This is a genomic window from Natronorubrum sp. A-ect3 (assembly GCF_041821125.1).
GTDB classification, from domain to species: Archaea; Halobacteriota; Halobacteria; order Halobacteriales; family Natrialbaceae; genus Natronorubrum; species Natronorubrum bangense.
On record NZ_JBGUBB010000002.1, the window covers coordinates 1025500 to 1042510 of the forward strand.

Genomic DNA, 17011 nt, shown 5'->3' on the forward strand with positions numbered 1-17011 from the left:
TATTCGGGTGTGAACGGTTGACGCGGCCGTCGGCGGCCGATTCAGCAGCTTCCGTGCTGGTACAGTATCTCAATGATCACCGGTTGCTCGAGTGTGGGCTGGCCCCAGTTCGTTGGTGATCGGCAGACACCTCGGGCCGACAGCGCTGGTGAAGAGTACGTTCACTGTGGTCTCCTCGTGGACGTTTTCAGCGGTATCTGCAGTGGCCATGGATACATCAAAAGCAGACAATCGTCTACCAGATAGCGATTGTCTCTCCGATGTGCAACTACAACTCCGTACATTCCCTCGCAGATATGGGTGTCAGTGGCGAAAACACGTCAGCTTGTGCAACCGCTTCCCACGCAACGTTTATTGACACTCCTGTGTATTCTCTGGGTATGTACGCTGTGAGTTTCAGTGAATCCCGAATCGGTGGTTGGATGAGTCATCACTCCACCTCCAAATTTACATTCGGGAATCAGAATACAACACTCACAGCACGAGGTCGCAATCGGACGAACTGGTGGCTCACCCACCATGCCCTTCGGGATCGTCCACCCTATTGCCCGCCGGCCTCGGGTCATGGCCATCGACCCTGACCGATGAGTACGTCACAACACCCGGTTGCACTCCGTCTCGAGCAGCTAGTCGGTGGTGACGCGCGCCTGTTAGCGCTGGTGATGATGCTGCCACTGATCGACGGCGTCTTCCCAGCGTTGATCCTCGCGGGCGCGCTCGATGATCCGCTTGGTGCCATCCAGGTTGGACTCCTGATCTTCGGCGGGAGCGCCACCGTTGCGGTGATCCTCGCCGAAATGTCCGGCACGCCGCGTGAACAGACGGCGATCGTCTTACTGGTCGGCATCCCACTGATACTGCTTGCGGCGGTCCAGGCCGCTCTCGCACCGGCGATCGGCAGCGTCCTCGACAACGTCATCATCACCCGCTTTGCGGCACTGGTGATCCTCGCCATCGCGGCCAAAACCGCGAGTGCGACGATCGGCGACTACCTGCCAAACCCCGTCGTCATCATCGGGCTCGGGCTCATCGCGAGTTTCGACCCCTCTGGCGCATCCATCGTCCTGATGGACGACCCTGCCCTCGTCGCCAACGCCGTTCTCGCCGCCAGCGTCGGCGTTGGCTTCGCGCTGGCGGTCGCCCTCGGTGGCCCGTATCTGCGCGAGTATATGGATATCGACCGCTTCCGCTTTGGCAGCGCCGTCGCACTCGGCTTGCTGCCACTCTCGATGCTCGGCATGGCCTTCGGACAGGCCCCCCTTGCCGCATTAGTCGTCGCCGCCGTCTTCGCGATTGACTTCCCACTCGAGCGAGACTCGAGCGACTCGGACACGTCCGCGGACGGCCCGGTGGCCAACGGCGGCGACGAGGAGGCACTCAAGGAGGTCGACGAACCTGAGCCGGACACGTATCCAGGCGACGACTCGACGGATACCGAGGGCCGTGCCCCGTGGCTGTAATTCGGTTCCGAATCGAAACCACTTTAGGCAACATCCCCCAACTGGATGACGAGGGGTCGTGGCCAAGCCAGGGATGGCGACTGACTCCAGAGGCAACGCGCCCGGGACGACACTCCAGAACTGATATACTGATCGGACACCTGATCAGTGTCCGTGTGATGACCCTCTGGAGTTCCGAGGCGCACCGGAGATATCAGTCGATCGGGGGTTCAAATCCCTCCGACCCCATTTCCTCACCGCACTTGACTTCATGAGCGAGGAGTAATTCATTTACCGAGTATGCACACGAGATCGGAAACGCTGAGCACTCGAGCTGTTAGCTTTGATGTCGAGTGCAACGTGTCTGCTCAGACTAAAGAAGAGATGTGAGTGATCGCATTCAGTGACTATCAATTGAACCTTTAATTGGGTTTTTTCGCCCCGAGTATGGCACATAGTCACATGCTGTCAGATATGGCAGATCAAATCGAAGAGGGGGGCATTGGTCGTAGCCGCCGGAGTGTGCTGGCGAGCGGTGGTCTGGTCTTAGCAGCAGCTGTCGGGGTGCCAATCGGAAGTGCCGACGAACACGAAGATGCGTTCACCGAGGACGAGATCCTCACACTGTTCGAGATCGTAATCGAAGACGAGGGTGTTGAGGTGGCCGAACTGGAGGTTGAAGAAGAAGAGACGCTGGGTACGGAGATCCTTTCGTTCGACTACTACCCACTTGGTCCGACCGAAGATGAAATCATAGAGGAGATGGGCTACGTCACTGGGGCCTTCGCCGAGGCGGTCAACATGGGACTGGAGGTTGAACGATTGGAAGCGACAGCGCTCGACATCGCAGGCGAACCCATCTCGGAATGGTATGTCGAGACTGAATGGGCCGAAGAGTACAATGCAGGCGAGACGACTGCGAACGAACTAGCACTGGAAACGATGATGACGCTTGAAATGATCGATGAGTAGCTAGAACACATCTGCAATGGAGACATTCGCCTGCTCGGTTCCGCGGTGATCACCGCCCCCGTGCCATCGGAGCAACGAGAGATCGCTCGAGCGAACCAGCTTCTCTTTCAGCACAGTCAGCCCGCTGCGGCCGTGGGCTTGGAGACGACGAAGCAGTACCAGCCGTCCGCCCGCCGAAGCTTCTCGTGAGACGTTCGGGAGCCCTCGAACGTGCCCGACTGGCCGTCGGCGTACTCGAGCAGCGTTGACTCGATCTCGACTGTCGTATCGTTGCCAAATCGGGCATCGTGCCAGCCGGCGCACAGAGGTGATGTTCAGTGTCTCAAACCGGTATGCAGCACCAACAGCTATCAGAAATACGTACAGTTGTGTAGAACACAGTTGAGCCTGTGTAAAGCAAACGTTGTGAGACATGGAGAGCGAACAAACAGCCGCCGTTGAGCCGTGAGCAGTCGTGAGACGACGGGTGTCGAGCCATCGAACGCTGGCTTGCTGTCCGTTCGTTCTGAAACTCGAGTCGCGAAATCGCTCAGCGTGCGTCGTTCGCGTTTCAGTTCCGAACGCGTGTCCGTGTCCGCATCTTCGACTCGCCTCGAGTGAATGCGACTCGAGAATCGGCCACAGACATGTCCAGCAGCGGGAGTGGTCCGTGAGAGTGGCCGTAATCGGTAGCATTCTGTTACTCTTGAATGTGTATTCTGAGTCTATCACAGATTCAGAATGTGGGGTTTATATGTGTTCGATGAAATGTACGGGGCTGAGCCAGCCGTCTCGGACGGAGGCGTTGGTGAGTAGCACCCCTCCAGAACACGGTTTGACTGCGGGTAGCAGGAGCTTTTGAGTGCTCGCAGAGAGAGACTGTACGCTGTAGCCAAATAAATCATATAAGCGCAGCAGTCGACGAGATAGTGCCCCAGATGACACTCCAGACCATCGTGGAACGGTCACTGTCGATGCTCGGCTATCCAGCCGCGACACACGAACTGTTCAACCGGTATTCCGATTCGACGCAGCTGGATATCGCCCCATCGGCGCGAGTTTCGATCGGGTGTTTGCTCCGACGGCAGGTCGAACTCGGTCCGCACACGCGACTGAGTCGAGGCTGCGTGCTCGACGGAGACGTGACTATTCGGAAGCGGACGAACCTCGAACCGAACTGCGACCTCGTCGGCGACGTCGAGCTCGGAAAGTACTGTGCGATTGCCAGGGAGACGACGTTCCAGCAAACGAACCACAAGACGTCGCAGCCGTCGATGCAGATCCGATTTTACGACGAAGTCCTCGACAGCGATCTGCCGCCAACGGCGGAGGGACCGATCACAGTCGGCAACGACGTCTGGATCGGGACTCGAGCGACGATCCTTTCGGGCGTGTCAATCGGTGACGGCGCCATCATCGGTGCCGGCTCAGTCGTGACTGACGATGTTGAACCGTACGCCATTGTCGCTGGCGTTCCAGCTGAACGGGTCAAATGGCGATTTCCCAAAGCCATCAGGGAGAAGCTTCTGGATCTCGAGTGGTGGGAGTGGGACAGAGATGAAATCCTCGATAACCGCGAGTTCTTCGAACGCGAACTGCGAGAAGCTGAGGATATCCCGACGGTATCGATATAAATTCTCCGTCTCAACACCGCGACGCTACGCACTCGAGTCGTTAGCGGTAGTCTCGCGAGCGCAGCCACCCCGACGGGGCGACGAACGCATCGGCAACTGCACAGTCACGCCGACTGTACGCCAGGCGGACTGAACAGCGAGCAGTTTGGACACCAGGTAGAGTTGTCGGTGCGTATTTTCTGTCTGCCACCACAGTCGGAGCAGCGCTCATCCGAGTAACGAACCATACACACCCGTGAGAAGAGCCAGCACATATCCCTTTCGGTTTAAATTTCACTCTATTCCAGATGAATATAAGTTCAGATGCAATGACTAACACGAATGCTGATAACAGTCTCGATGACGGGTCTGCGAGGCGCCAGCCTGCTCGAGGTCGATACCATTCGGCAGTCCACCGTCGGCTCACGACACTGCCAAGCGATCACAACGGGGCTGCTTACCAGTCGCTCGAGACGTGGGCGACCGCTGTCTCGCTCGGCCTCGAGGTGTCTGGAGACGGCGGTTACAGCCGTGAACGAAGTGGTCGATGAATCGCGGCGACGAGTCAATTCACTGAGAGCGAGCTATATAGCTGCTGGTCGCGTAACCGCCTCAATGACTCCTCGAATGCCCACGCGGATTGACGACCGCCAGCGGGATCACAGACCGGTCCGTACACGACTCGAGGATGCGACGACACGCCTCGAGCAGGCGGAGTCCCAGTTACAGGAGATGACCGCGCGACTGGATCAGGTCGAGTCCCGGCTGCAGTTGCTCGATCGGACAGTCCACGCCGTTGCCCGCCAGTCGGGTCTCTCAGTTGGGGGTCCGTGTAACCGCTGTGAACGGAGTTGCCTCCTGATCGCTGATGGAGTGATGCAGTGTCCGACGTGTGGCTACCAACGGTCGATGTAGCGAGCGTCGCGACGAGAAAATCAAGACTGCTGGCCGTGCATTCCCTGTCGACCAAGTTGCAGGACTCGGTCAACTGAATATATGGCCACAAGACTCTTATAGTTTTTTGGCACTGTCTGTCACTGAGAACGGTACAGTGTCTCACGGAGCGTGATCGCAGGTCGATAACACGTTCGCTGTGAATAGGGCGTGAGTACAGTCCACCAGCCCTTCCCCGTGTTGTTGGACGTGCTCGTGACGTTCAGACTCCAGAGAGAGTCATCAAAACCGGATGGCGGGAAAGGCTACCGGAAACACAACGAGTCTATACGTCTTTGTGGTGGGTTGTCCTGATGACGACAGTCGTCGAACTCGAGATTCCGGCTGATCGACTCGGGGCTGCCCGGACGTTCGATCGGGTCCCGACGTTCCAGTGCCAGATCGGTGGAATGATCGGTGAGTCACCGCCGCTGGTCTGGGTGATTGGTCCGGATATCGACACCGTCCACGAGGCACTCGAGGCGGATCCATCAGTCGACGTGATCGCGAGTGTAACCGACAGCAAGCAGGGAGATCGGACTGTTGACGCGGACGACCGCGATCGCTGGTTGTTCCAACTCGAGTTCGGGGATGGGTTTAAACTGTTCCAGCAGATCGTCGCAGAAAACGATGGGGCCATTTTAGCAGCCCGCGGTGAGAGCGGCACATGGACAGTAAAACTCCTCTTTCACGAACGAGCATCGCTCTCGGAGTGTTACACGCTGTTCGGCCAGTACGAGTTCGACGTGGAGGTGACGCGACTTGCCGGAACGAACGAGTTTACTGGTTCCCAGACACCGCTGACAGAGACGCAGTACGAGACGATCTGTAAAGCCCACGAACTCGGCTACTTCGACATTCCTCGACAAATTACGCTCAAGGAACTCGCCGCGGAGCTCGACATCTCACACCAGGCGCTCTCGGAACGGCTCCGACGGTGTCACGCCGCACTCGTCAGCGCAGAGTTGACCGATCGGATGAAACCAACAGCGATCGATCCGTAGCTTCTGTCACCCGGTCTCGAGTGCACATGCTCGGTGCTGAGCGAGAGGTGAACGCAGCACGGATGTTCCCGGTGGCACACAATGACTGACAGAGACACAATTTTCACAGCCCGGAAGCAAGATAATGCAAACCAACCAAATTAATGCGGCCTTCAGTGGTCTTCTCAGAAGTTTTCTGCAGAAGAAGCACGCATCTACCGCAAGAGATAGCTTTATTATTGGACAGATAGAAGTGTGTATCGTCGGCGTGGTAGCCGACCCCGCAATGCATACCGAATAACGGTACGCGCCGGAAGATCACTCGTACTCAATCACTGTGGCCACTCGTGGCTGTGTGGCCATCAACAGACGATCAGGAGGCCGTTCCCCACGGCCCACCCCTGTTTTCAAGACGCTTAGCGCGTCGCATCGAGACTGATCAGTTCGATGATTCACTAGACAAAATACTTACTTGTTCTCGCAGAGACAGTACTGACAATGGCGATTCTCATGTCCCGAACACAAGAGATCGATGACCAGCGCGTGTCTCGGGACGCCGAGTCGGACGGTCACCAACTCGACCTCGAGCCGGACGATATCTACCACATCTTGCAAACCCGCCGTCGTCGAGACGTGATTCGTTATCTCCACGCCGCTGATGGACAGGTTCGGCTGCGTGATCTCGCTGAACGGATCGCAGCCTGGGAATCAGAGACAGATATCGAACACCTGACCTCGAGCCAGCGCCAGCGCGTCTATATCTCGCTGTACCAGACACATCTCCCGAAACTCGACACACATGGCATCATCGACTACGACAAAGACCGTGGCACAATCGAGTCGACACCGCGTGTCACCCAGCTCGTGCCGTATCTGACTGGACTCGAGACAGCGACCGAACACGACCCCTGGCCACGTCGGTATGCAGGAACGGTAGGCTGTTGTGGGCTCGTACTCGCAGCGATCGCAGGAGGCATCGTCTCGCTTTCGTGGTTCGTCGCAGCGGTGAGCATTACCGTCGCCGTCACCGCGGTGACAGCGCTCCACGCCTATTCGGTTCGGTGAGTGACCTCCTCGAGGACGCGACTGAGACTGCCAGCCAACACGATTCACGTACCGATCGCATGCGAACGGTCGTCGCCGACGGCGACGAGCCGTGAGACGCGAGCGGGCGATTACTGACTGTTGTCTAACAGTCTGAAACACACGGCGACAGTGCGACGACCGTCAATCGGCGCGGGAAACAGGGGTCGCCGTGTTCGGTTTGTCGCTGGTTGTCTCCTCGAGCGCACGGTGTGCGTAGAAGGCCACCGAGAAATCCTGTGGACTGGGAAGCGCACAGGCGAGCCATCCGATTCCGACTGCCATCACGACCGGTGACTCGACCGGCACGAGACCACTGGCTCCGAGCCCGAAGGCGGGGACAGCGAGGAGCAATGGCGCGAGGGCGGCCACGCGAAGGATCGTGGTTGACTCGCGGCCAGTCGGTCGCGGGTGGACAGCTGCCCACGGACAGCTCGCCAGCAGACCGACAACACCGCCGGTCCGACCTGGAAAGTAGGTGATCGTGTACTCGACGCCGGCGAGGCGCAAGACCGCTGCGTGAGCACACTCGTGGGCCACCAACCCAACGACGACTGTGATGGCAAGCACACACCCAGCAACGACCACAGCAGTTCCACTCATGGAGGTGCGGAAGATGAACATCGATTGGCACGATCGGGAGGAGTCATCTTACGCACTCGGTGGGAGGAGACGAAACTCAAAACCTGTCCGGCTTCATTCGTTCGGCTATTATAGGGTTGGCCGGTGCCCGGTGTCTCACCGAGCGTGGGAATCGAAAGACAGTTTGAACGGACGATGCTACGGGAAGGCATGCTTTCGATTGCGCTTGCCGGAAAGCCAAACGCCGGCAAGTCCACGTTCTACACCGCGGCGACGATGGCGGAAGTCGACGTCGCCAACTACCCCTTTACGACTATCGACGCGAACCGGGGCGTCAGCTACGTTCGAACCGACTGCCCCTGTCTCGAGCGCGACGAGCGCTGTAACGCCGACAACTGCGAGGACGGCAAGCGCTACGTCCCGATCGAGCTGTTAGACGTCGCCGGGCTCGTTCCCGGAGCCCACGAGGGGAAAGGGCTTGGTAACCAGTTCCTCGACGAACTCACCAACGCGGACGTGATCGTCAACGTCATCGACGCCTCTGGCGGCACCAACGAGAAGGGCGAACCCGTCGATATCGGCGCACACGACCCACTCGAGGACATCGACTTCGTCGAAGAGGAGATGGACCTCTGGCTGGCGGGCATCGTCGAGAACAACTGGGAGTCCGTCGAGCGAAAGTCCCGCTCGCCCGATTTCGACATCGACGACGTGCTTGCGGACATGCTTTCGGGCTTCGGTGCGTCGCCGACCCAGATCGCCATCGTCTTGCGGGATCTCGACTACCCAGACGATCCCATCCAGTGGGAGGACCACCATCGCGAGGCGCTCGCCCGTGACGTCCGCCAGCGCACCAAACCGATCGTCGTCGCGGCGAACAAGATCGACGTCGCTCCCGAGGAGAACGTCGAGAAACTGCTCGAACTCGACAAACCCGTGATCCCCACCACCGCGGAGGGCGAACTCGCGCTCCGCCGGGCCGCAGACAACGGCCTCGTCGACTACGACCCCGGCGACGAGACAATCGCAATCGGCGACGACGTCTCCGACGCCCAGCGCGAGGCCCTCGAGGGGCTCGCCGAAACGATGGACGCGTGGGACGGCACCGGCGTCCAGGCGGCGCTCGATTACGCCGTCTACGACCTACTCGAGCACATCACCGCCTATCCGGTCGAGGACGCCTCGAAGTGGTCCGACGGCAGTGGGAACGTCCTCCCCGACGCCTTCCTCCTGCCCGATGGCTCGACGCCGGTCGATCTCGCCTACACCGTCCACTCCGACATCGGTGACGGTTATCTCCACGCCGTCAACGCGAAGTCGAGTCGAGAGGTCGGAGAAGAGTACGAACTCGAGGAAGGAGACGTAATCAAGATCGTGAGTACAAATTGACAGTTATCTAATAGACTGGACTCTGCGTTTTAGATGAGTGCGCGATCAGTACAAAAGATGGATAGAGCAAACCAGCCTGTTTAGTCCAAATAGATTGTGATAATTCACTGGGAAGACAATACGTCAGATAGTGCGTAAGCGGCAGCACTGAACGTAAGTATCGGTCCAAGATATAATAACAGAACAAAGATAAACTGTTCTTCGATAAGACCGATTACTGAGAGTTGAAGACCGATAATCATGAGTATAATGCACGTGTGATAGCGGGTGCTAGATTCACTCATAACTAGTAAAATGGTTTATCCAGTTAACAGACTTGTGTTTTCCGCTCTATTTCACGTTCCACTGGTAAGTTCGCATCTGCAGTGACCGCGAAGATCGAAGCAGATCAAAATGGAGTTTATATATTGTGGACGCTGTGTGTACTCAGAAATGGTAATCAAGATCGTGAGTACGAACTGATAAAATCGGAGTCGTCGCGCGTTATTCGTCCTCGAGCGCGTCGTAGATATCTCGATTTGCATCCCGGTCAGCTGCTGCTACCCGCCGGACGAGTTCACCTCGGATATCCTCCATCACTTCATCGAGTGGAGTATCGGACTCTGAACTTTCCTTGGTCGCCATAGTTGTTGTATCGTCGCGACTGCCGTTAATCGTTCGGGTTAGACGCATCACCGGTCAGTTCGTCCAGTCCGTACCGGATAAGATCGTCGCGCCACTGTTCGATCTCACCTGCGAGGTCGATCTCTTCGGTGTGAGTACGAAGGTATTCAATGGTTTCCACTTCGTCGACGCTCGTCTGATCGGTGCCGAACTGCTTGAGAATCGTCCTAATTTCGTCGTCGTACGTGAACCGATACCCGTTGAGGAAATAGAATACGACCGTCGTGTTGAGCGCGGTGCGTTTGTTTGCATCGACGAACGAGTGATTTGCCACCAACAGTCGAAGGAGGTGAAACGCTTTCTCGTGAATCGTTTCGGGCACTGTCCCAAAACTCCCACTCTCGATGTAGTTCAGGGCAAACTCGATATCGCCACGATTCTGAACGCCAGCGTGCGTGTCAGAGTACTCTGAGACGATGTCGTCGTGGATGGCGAGAACGTCGCCCACTGACGGATACCAGAACGGGTCTGCCATTGGTTCGTCCACTCGGACTGCATCCGACGTAATCCTTGCTATTGCAGCGCACGGTGTCTGGCTGTATTTATCTGTTGTGTACGTTGTGTGTACTCAGAAGTACTGCTCAAGATCGTGAGTACGAACTGAAAACGCTCTAGCAACTGAACCTCCGTTCTGTATGCGATAGTCGAACACAGTGATCAGTACAGACAGTACAGTTCTCGAGTCAGAACGCTGTTCTCGAATGGTGTCAGGAGTAGGCTGGTGAAGACAGAGAAGCGAGTAGCCACTGAACCCCAATACACAGTTGCTCCCCTGCAGAGATAGGCTGGTGTTGTGCAGAGTGGGTACTTACCAGAAACAGCACCCACACAGTTACTGTGTGTCAAGTTGTACCACGCTCATGGGTGCGGCAATCGATGACATCAACTACCTCGTCAGTTCGGAACATCGCGTCGGGGTGCTCAACGCGCTGGCCGACGGGCCGAGCGACCGGGATGAGCTGCGCGCCACAACGGGAGCGTCCTCCCCAACCATGGGACGAATCCTCACCGACTTTCAGAACCGCCACTGGATCGAACGAGATGGAACGCTGTACCAGCTAACCGGTCTAGGCGAGTTCGTCGCCAATCAGTTTGAAGAGTTTCGGAACGCGATGGCGTACCAACGGCAACTCCGCGAGGTCTGGTCATGGTTGCCCCACGAACTCGAAGGATTCAGCATTGAGTTGCTCACCGACGTGGTAGTCTCCCAGCCAGGATCTGGCTATCCCTACGAGCCTGTCGAACGTCTCACGGAATTCATCACGACGACGAGAACGATGCGCGGGTTCGGCATGGCACTACTCAAGTCGGGGAATCTGGAGCCATTTTTCGACCACGTCCTGGATGGCTTGGTGTGTGAATACATCTATCCGCCCGCCGTTTTTGAGGATCTCCTCAAGTGGGACGAAAAAACAGTCCTGAATGCGGTGAGACGCGCCAACTACACTGTCTTACTACACGATGATCTTCCGCTTGACGAGCGGTGTGGTATCTGCCTGTTCGATGACTCTGTTAGCATCTGCTGTTACAATCCGGAGACAGGGACGCTACAGTCACTTGTTGACACTGGGAGCGATGAGATGCGTGCCTGGGCAGACACCTATTACGAACAGTTCCGAGACGAGGCTCAACCGCTCAATGACGCAACTGACCTACTCTCGGTCGATTCAATTCAGTGACCAATGTCGTTCGACTCGGATTCGTCTCGGTGATCATGCTTTCACAGTATGAAATATTTCACTAGGCATTTATACGTCCATTCGAGCCGTACCTGTCTCGTGGTGAACGCTCATGACCAATCACGCAAGTCAATCAGCTGGCTGGCAGGTCGAACAGAGCGCTTCAGAAGCCTATGAACAGTATCTCGTGCCACCCATGTTCGCGCCATGGGCTGACCGAATGCTCGAGACTAGTGGTGTTAACGAGGGTGATAGAGTCTTGGACGTTGCTTGCGGGACCGGTATCGTGGCACGGCGTGCTGCGTCCCGGGTGAGTGAGAGTGGATCCGTCGTGGGACTCGACATCAACGAAGAAATGCTTGCAGTAGCTGCGGAAATCGCTGCAGATCTTCACCATTCGATCGAGTGGCGACAGGGCGACGCAACCGAGCTTCCGTTCTCCGACGAGAGTTTCGACGTCGTTTACTGTCAACAAGCCCTCCAGTTTGTCGACGATCCTGGCGCATCAGTTCGGGAGATGCGTCGGGTTCTCGAACCAGGCGGACGCGCGGTGTTGAGTGTCTGGCGACCGCTCGACTACCAGCCTGCATACATGGTGTTGGCCGACGCTTTGGAGGAGTACATCAGTGACGAGGCCGGAACAATGATGCGCTCGCCGTTTCCCGCATGGGATGGGAAGAAACTCCGAACACTCGCTCAAAATGCAGGATTCGATGACGTATCAGTCACCATTGAAATTGGTTCCGTACGCTATCCGTCGGTCGAGGAGTTCGTTCGTCGCGAGGCAGCAAGCTCGCCGTTAGCTGAATCGATCACGGCCGTCAAACGAGCGGTGCGAGACGAACTGGTTGGTGAGATCAAGGATGCATTACAGACGTATCTTGACGACGAAGGAATCGTCTCGCCAATGGAATCATACGTCGTCATTGCAGAGCGGTAGCAGAGGCAGCCGATTTACCCACACTCTCTTTTCAGTCCTAACATATCGAAATCATGGGCTACGTCGAACTCGCCGATCAATCGGCCCCACTCTCTCTCGTAGTTTCGATGTTATCCGAGTCCCACCAGCGGCTCGAACCAGACAGCAGCGACGAGGACGGCCAGAAACACGTATGAGCCGCGGATGAGCAACATCGTTGCGACCTCGGGCGTGGCCCGGCGGGCGACAAACCCAACCGCGGCAAAGGCAAGCGCTGCGAGCATCGCCGTCGGGGGAAACACTCGAGTCATGGCGAGGCCGACGACGGCGAGCAACGCGGCCCCCATCAGGCCGTAGGCAAGCGTATACGCCCGCTGTGGGCCAACCAGTACGGCGACGGTTCGTTTGTCGATCGAACGGTCGTACGCGTAGTCCTGTGCGTCGTCGATCACCTTGATTCCCGAGAGAAGCACGAGAAAGACGAGCGCGAAACCAAGCGGAACAGCGGCGAGCGTCTCGGTCTGGACGTAGAACCCACCAAGCAAGGAGAGGGAGATCCCGAGCGGGTAGCCGATCGTCGCTGTCACGGGGTTCATATCGAGCTGGGGGGCGTGATAGTAGGCGATCACCCACGTCGGCACCACCAGCGCGACGGCAAGCCAGTCGACGAAGACGAACAAGAGGAAACAACACAGCACGAACACCGCTGTCGACAGCACAAGTGCAACCCGACAGCCGCGTTCGGTCAGCGGATGGTCGTCGTCCTCACCGCGAATATAGAAGTCAACGTAGCCGTCTTTGACGTGAGCAGTGTAGACCGCCGCGAACATCGCGACGACGTGGATCACTGCGAGCGTCGCCTCGAGACTCCCCGCCAGAATCGCCCCGAACAGCGACGCTGCAAGCGGCGGCGTCATGAAGACGGGATGGACCTGCGACCAGAACGCCCGCGCGGTCGCGTCGATACCGCGGTCGGCTCTCGCGAGGGCCATGGCTCGAGCGACAACGAACGGCGATATAATACCCTGCCCGGTATGGCACTCGATGCGATCGGCGGCCACCGATCGCGGGTCGTTCTCCGAAACACACAGGTTGATGTGTGGTCCCGTATCACAGTCTGCCATGACGAGTACCTACACTGGTGCCGATCTCTTCACTGACGCACTCGAGTCCTACGGCGTCGACTACGTGTTTGGCAATCCGGGGACGACGGAACTGCCGATCATCGAGGCGATCGGGACGAGTGACCTCGAGTACATCCTCGGATTGCACGAAGACATCGCCGTCGGGATGGCATCAGGCTACGCCCAGACGCGACGGTATCACGCCCACCACGACGACTCGATCACGCCCGTCGGCGTAGCGAACCTCCACATTGCGCCGGGACTGGCTCACGGCCTCGGCAACCTCTATGCTGCCAAGATCACCGGCGCGCCGCTGGTCGTCACCGCGGGCAACCACAGCACCGACTTCCGTCACGAAGAGCCCATCCTGAGCGGCGAACTCGTGGGCATGGCCGAGCAGTTCTGCAAGTGGTCCGACGAAGTGTTAGCTGTCGATGCGCTGCCGACGATGCTCCGGCGGGCGTTCCGTGTCGCGATGACGCCACCGACTGGCCCCGTCTTCCTCGGCCTCCCGCTCGACGTCATGCTCGCCGAAACCGACGCTGAACCCGAACGGCTCGGCCCGATTCCCAACGCCGGCAGCGGCGACCCCGCCCAACTCGAGCGCGCTGCCGACCTGTTGGTCGAGGCCGACAACCCAGTGCTGGTCGTCGGCGATCACGTCGCACGATCGGGTGCAGCAGCCGTCGACGCGGCGGTCGATCTCGCGGAAGCGACCGGCGCTCGTGTCCACGGCGAAATCCTCGCCTCCGAGATCGACTTCCCGACCGGCCACGACCAGTGGGTGTCCTACATCCCGCCGGACGAGGACCTCGCCAGGATGTTGCTCGACACCGATACGGTCGTCTTCGCCGGCTGTTCGACCAATACGACGCTCACTCGCCACGAAGCGGCGCTGGTCGACTCGGAGACGACCTGCATCCATCTCAGCGACGACGACTGGCAGGTTGGCAAGAACCAGCCCGCTGACGCAGCCATCGTGGGTGATCCCGGCCTGATCCTTCAGGGGCTGTTCGAGCGAGTCCAGGGTCGTATTCCCGAGGCGACAGTCGATGAGCGACTCGAGCACGTCGCGGGGGTCAAAAAGATGGCAGCTACAAAGCTGGGCAGTATCGGCACGGGCGACGCCGAGGACGACCCACGAGCCTCGAAAGCCGAACTCGTCGACGCGATGGAACGCGTGGCCGGAGACGCGTACGTCGTCGACGAGGGCATTACCTCGAAGTACGCCATGCTGGCCCGCTGGGACCTCGCCCCCGAACAGTACATCTCGAACAAGGGTGGCGGCCTCGGCTACGGCCTCCCTGCGTCCGTGGGTGCAGCCATCGCTGAAAGCCAGCGCGACGACCCTCGCGACGTCGTCGGCTTCATCGGCGATGGCTCCTACCTGTACTACCCCCACTCGATCTACAGTGCGGCCCGCCACGGCGTCGATCTCACGGTCGTCATCTCGGACAACCGCAACTACCGCATCCTGAAGGATAACACGCTGAAACTCATGGGCGGCGAGGAGGACGACTACGCGTTCACCGGCATCGACTTCGAGCCAGCCGTCGACTTCGTCCAGAACGCAAAGAGCCACGGGGCTCGCGCCGAACGCGTCGAGACGCCCGACGAAATCGAAGGGACACTCGAGGACGCGCTGGCTCGCGAGGGTGTCGACGTGCTCGACGTGTTGGTCCACGACTGACTCGAGGCCGCTAAATTCGCTACCGAAGAACAGGTAGACTACCTTCAGTTATTAAGTGTGGAATGAGTGCCACTGGATTGATGAGAAGAAACTACCACATATGCCACAAGTAATTTTGGCCACATATTATAAATAGTGTTCGTTCTATGTGACTGATAACAGATGAATATGTTTACTGAACGGCGAACATTATTGAAAGCGACTGGCGGCTGTCTTGCAGGGGTGGCAGCCATCGGAGCAGGAAGCGGTCATGTTCGTGGAAATGAACCGAATATTTCAATCACATTTGAGGACCAAGAATCCGACCGAAGGTCAGTTGTTATCAAAGAAGTTACAACAGACAAAGATATATTCGTGACAATTCGAGATGAGAATGACTCTATCGGGAGAACCAACCTTGACGCCGGCGTGGCTACAGATGTTACAATCACGTTGACTGATCCGATCGCTGAATCACAGACCCTCTCAGCAAGGGCGTACCCGGCCTCAGGCGGCTCCCGGCTCGCACGCGACGACGCGCTAGTCAGCGTCGATGATGATCTTCCAGAGCGGATCGATGGCGTGGAGCCACAACGGATTGATGCTAACCCCGATGCGGGATTTAATTATCCGTACTATCTCTACGCACCAGATACATTCGAGGACGAGGAACCGAAATCGCTGCTGGTCGAGCCAACCAACACAGGGACTACCAGTGATGAGTTTGAAGAGCACCGGAAAGCTGGTGAGCGGACAATATCTGGTGGGCTTGGCAGACAAATTGCTGATGAACTCTTCGCCCCGTTCATCGTTCCCGTGTTCCCGCGTCCGAGAGAGGAACCAGTTGATGGAACCCACTATGTGCATCAACTCGATGACACCACGATGTCACTCGAGTCCGGGCCACTAGAGCGAGTAGACCTCCAGTTACTCAGCATGGTAGAGCATGCACAGGACCGACTTACAGATCAGGGATACCCAGTCGCCGAGGGGATCATGCTTAACGGCTTTTCTGCATCGGGGAATTTTGTCGATCGGTTCACGATGCTCCATCCTGACCGAGTTCTGTCAGTGACCGCTGGTGGGCTCAACGGAATGGCTATACTCCCGCTGGAGGAGGCCGAGGGACATACGCTGCCGTACCACGTTGGAATTGCAGATGTTGCAGAACTGACGGGCGAGCCGGCTGATCTGGACGCACTTGACGAAGTGAATCAATTCCTCTACATGGGTGAAGAAGACAACAATGACACGATCCCATATGGTGATGCGTGGACCGACGACGAACTTCGACAAACCGCACTGGAAGTCTACGGCGACGACATGATCGAAGAACGGTTTCCCAGGTGTCAGGAAGCATACCAAGAGGCAGGAGTCGAAGCACAGTTCCGCGTCTATGAGGATGCAGGCCATACTCCACAACCAGCAACCGACGATATCGTGGCGTTTCACAGGCGGAGTCTCGAGGGCGAAGATGTGAGTGAATTTGGCCAGACGATCAGAGCGACACCGGAGTTCGAATCAACTCCGGAGAACCCGGCAGTCGGTGATACGGTCGAGTTGGACGCTTCGAATTCAGAAGGTGGTACCAGCGATATTACCAACTACCTGTGGGAATTCGGAACTGGAGACACTGCAGTCGGGGAGACTGTTACATACACCTACGAGGATGCAGGAGAACAAATCATCACACTGACCGTCATTCTTGAGAATGGAGGTGAAAGAGAGTTTACAGATGAAATTACTGTTACCGAAGCAGACAATATTTCCGTCAAAGATGAAAAAGACAACGACAAGACAGAAACAGACTCGGTGGTCAATCACACAGAAGACGACGAAACGGGGATAGCCGATGAGACAGATGACGATTCAGACGATGACGGCAGCCCGGGCTTTGGCGTCATGAGTGCTCTTGCTGGACTCGGCGGTGTTGGCTATCTCTTGAAACACGGTTTACTCGACAGTACCGAACAAGAGTAGATCG

At 57.5% G+C, this 17011-nt stretch carries 16 protein-coding genes, 1 tRNA gene and 1 pseudogene; 12 read left to right on the forward strand and 6 right to left on the reverse strand.

Annotated elements, in window-relative coordinates:
• Window positions 1-69: 69 nt before the first annotated feature.
• A complete protein-coding gene (locus ACERJA_RS11795; RefSeq protein WP_373608385.1) occupies window positions 70-210 on the reverse strand; it encodes a hypothetical protein in 141 nt (46 codons plus the stop codon).
• Between the two features lie 374 nt (window positions 211-584).
• On the opposite strand from ACERJA_RS11795, the gene ACERJA_RS11800 reads away from it, so the two are divergent.
• The 3 genes from ACERJA_RS11800 (at window position 585) to ACERJA_RS11810 (ending at window position 2411) form a co-directional block, all read left to right on the forward strand.
• The gene (locus tag ACERJA_RS11800; protein WP_373608387.1) at window positions 585-1460 is read left to right on the forward strand and encodes a DUF5794 domain-containing protein; all 876 of its coding nucleotides are present in this window, start codon (window positions 585-587) and stop codon (window positions 1458-1460) included.
• A 52-nt stretch (window positions 1461-1512) separates the two neighbouring features.
• Window positions 1513-1688: transfer RNA gene (locus tag ACERJA_RS11805), tRNA-Trp, on the forward strand.
• Window positions 1689-1913: 225 nt separating this feature from the next.
• Window positions 1914-2411: a hypothetical protein gene (locus tag ACERJA_RS11810; protein WP_373608388.1), complete on the forward strand. Its 498-nt coding sequence runs from the start codon at window positions 1914-1916 to the stop codon at window positions 2409-2411.
• Here ACERJA_RS11810 and ACERJA_RS11815 read toward each other — a convergent pair.
• Window positions 2412-2716: pseudogene (locus ACERJA_RS11815) on the reverse strand (hypothetical protein).
• A 612-nt stretch (window positions 2717-3328) separates the two neighbouring features.
• On the opposite strand from ACERJA_RS11815, the gene ACERJA_RS11820 reads away from it, so the two are divergent.
• From ACERJA_RS11820 to ACERJA_RS11835, 4 genes are all read left to right on the forward strand, one after another.
• Complete coding sequence (locus tag ACERJA_RS11820; protein ID WP_373608389.1) at window positions 3329-4024, forward strand: CatB-related O-acetyltransferase; 696 nt, start codon at window positions 3329-3331, stop codon at window positions 4022-4024.
• A gap of 594 nt (window positions 4025-4618) precedes the next feature.
• Window positions 4619-4918 carry a hypothetical protein gene (locus ACERJA_RS11825; protein ID WP_373608390.1) on the forward strand — a complete coding sequence of 100 codons (300 nt, stop codon included), beginning with the start codon at window positions 4619-4621 and terminating at the stop codon, window positions 4916-4918.
• Window positions 4919-5250: 332 nt separating this feature from the next.
• Complete coding sequence (locus tag ACERJA_RS11830) at window positions 5251-5940, forward strand: helix-turn-helix domain-containing protein (RefSeq protein WP_373608391.1); 690 nt, start codon at window positions 5251-5253, stop codon at window positions 5938-5940.
• Between the two features lie 477 nt (window positions 5941-6417).
• The gene (locus ACERJA_RS11835; protein WP_373608392.1) at window positions 6418-6984 is read left to right on the forward strand and encodes a hypothetical protein; all 567 of its coding nucleotides are present in this window, start codon (window positions 6418-6420) and stop codon (window positions 6982-6984) included.
• A gap of 162 nt (window positions 6985-7146) precedes the next feature.
• Here ACERJA_RS11835 and ACERJA_RS11840 read toward each other — a convergent pair whose 3' ends face one another.
• On the reverse strand, window positions 7147-7605 hold the full coding sequence (locus ACERJA_RS11840) for a hypothetical protein (protein ID WP_373608393.1): 459 nt from the start codon (window positions 7603-7605) through the stop codon (window positions 7147-7149).
• Between the two features lie 189 nt (window positions 7606-7794).
• On the opposite strand from ACERJA_RS11840, the gene ACERJA_RS11845 reads away from it, so the two are divergent.
• The gene (locus ACERJA_RS11845; RefSeq protein WP_373608490.1) at window positions 7795-8973 is read left to right on the forward strand and encodes a redox-regulated ATPase YchF; all 1179 of its coding nucleotides are present in this window, start codon (window positions 7795-7797) and stop codon (window positions 8971-8973) included.
• Between the two features lie 483 nt (window positions 8974-9456).
• On the opposite strand, the gene ACERJA_RS11850 is transcribed toward ACERJA_RS11845, so the two are convergent.
• Together ACERJA_RS11850 and ACERJA_RS11855 are read right to left on the reverse strand one after the other, a co-directional pair.
• The gene (locus ACERJA_RS11850) at window positions 9457-9597 is read right to left on the reverse strand and encodes a hypothetical protein (protein WP_373608394.1); all 141 of its coding nucleotides are present in this window, start codon (window positions 9595-9597) and stop codon (window positions 9457-9459) included.
• A gap of 25 nt (window positions 9598-9622) precedes the next feature.
• Complete coding sequence (locus ACERJA_RS11855) at window positions 9623-10111, reverse strand: type II toxin-antitoxin system death-on-curing family toxin (protein ID WP_373608395.1); 489 nt, start codon at window positions 10109-10111, stop codon at window positions 9623-9625.
• 385 nt (window positions 10112-10496) lie between these two features.
• Between ACERJA_RS11855 and ACERJA_RS11860 the strand changes: the two genes are divergently transcribed.
• On the forward strand, window positions 10497-11315 hold the full coding sequence (locus tag ACERJA_RS11860; protein ID WP_373608397.1) for a helix-turn-helix transcriptional regulator: 819 nt from the start codon (window positions 10497-10499) through the stop codon (window positions 11313-11315).
• A 112-nt stretch (window positions 11316-11427) separates the two neighbouring features.
• Window positions 11428-12255 carry a class I SAM-dependent methyltransferase gene (locus ACERJA_RS11865; RefSeq protein ID WP_373608398.1) on the forward strand — a complete coding sequence of 276 codons (828 nt, stop codon included), beginning with the start codon at window positions 11428-11430 and terminating at the stop codon, window positions 12253-12255.
• Window positions 12256-12365: 110 nt separating this feature from the next.
• Here ACERJA_RS11865 and ACERJA_RS11870 read toward each other — a convergent pair whose 3' ends face one another.
• Entirely contained in the window at window positions 12366-13226 is an 861-nt protein-coding gene (locus ACERJA_RS11870; RefSeq protein ID WP_373608399.1) for a UbiA family prenyltransferase, read from the reverse strand.
• A 130-nt stretch (window positions 13227-13356) separates the two neighbouring features.
• Between ACERJA_RS11870 and ACERJA_RS11875 the strand changes: the two genes are divergently transcribed.
• Complete coding sequence (locus tag ACERJA_RS11875) at window positions 13357-15048, forward strand: thiamine pyrophosphate-binding protein (RefSeq protein ID WP_373608401.1); 1692 nt, start codon at window positions 13357-13359, stop codon at window positions 15046-15048.
• 168 nt (window positions 15049-15216) lie between these two features.
• Window positions 15217-17007 (forward strand): PKD domain-containing protein, encoded by a 1791-nt coding sequence (locus ACERJA_RS11880; protein ID WP_373608402.1) that lies wholly within the window; start codon window positions 15217-15219, stop codon window positions 17005-17007.
• Window positions 17008-17011 lie beyond the last annotated feature (4 nt).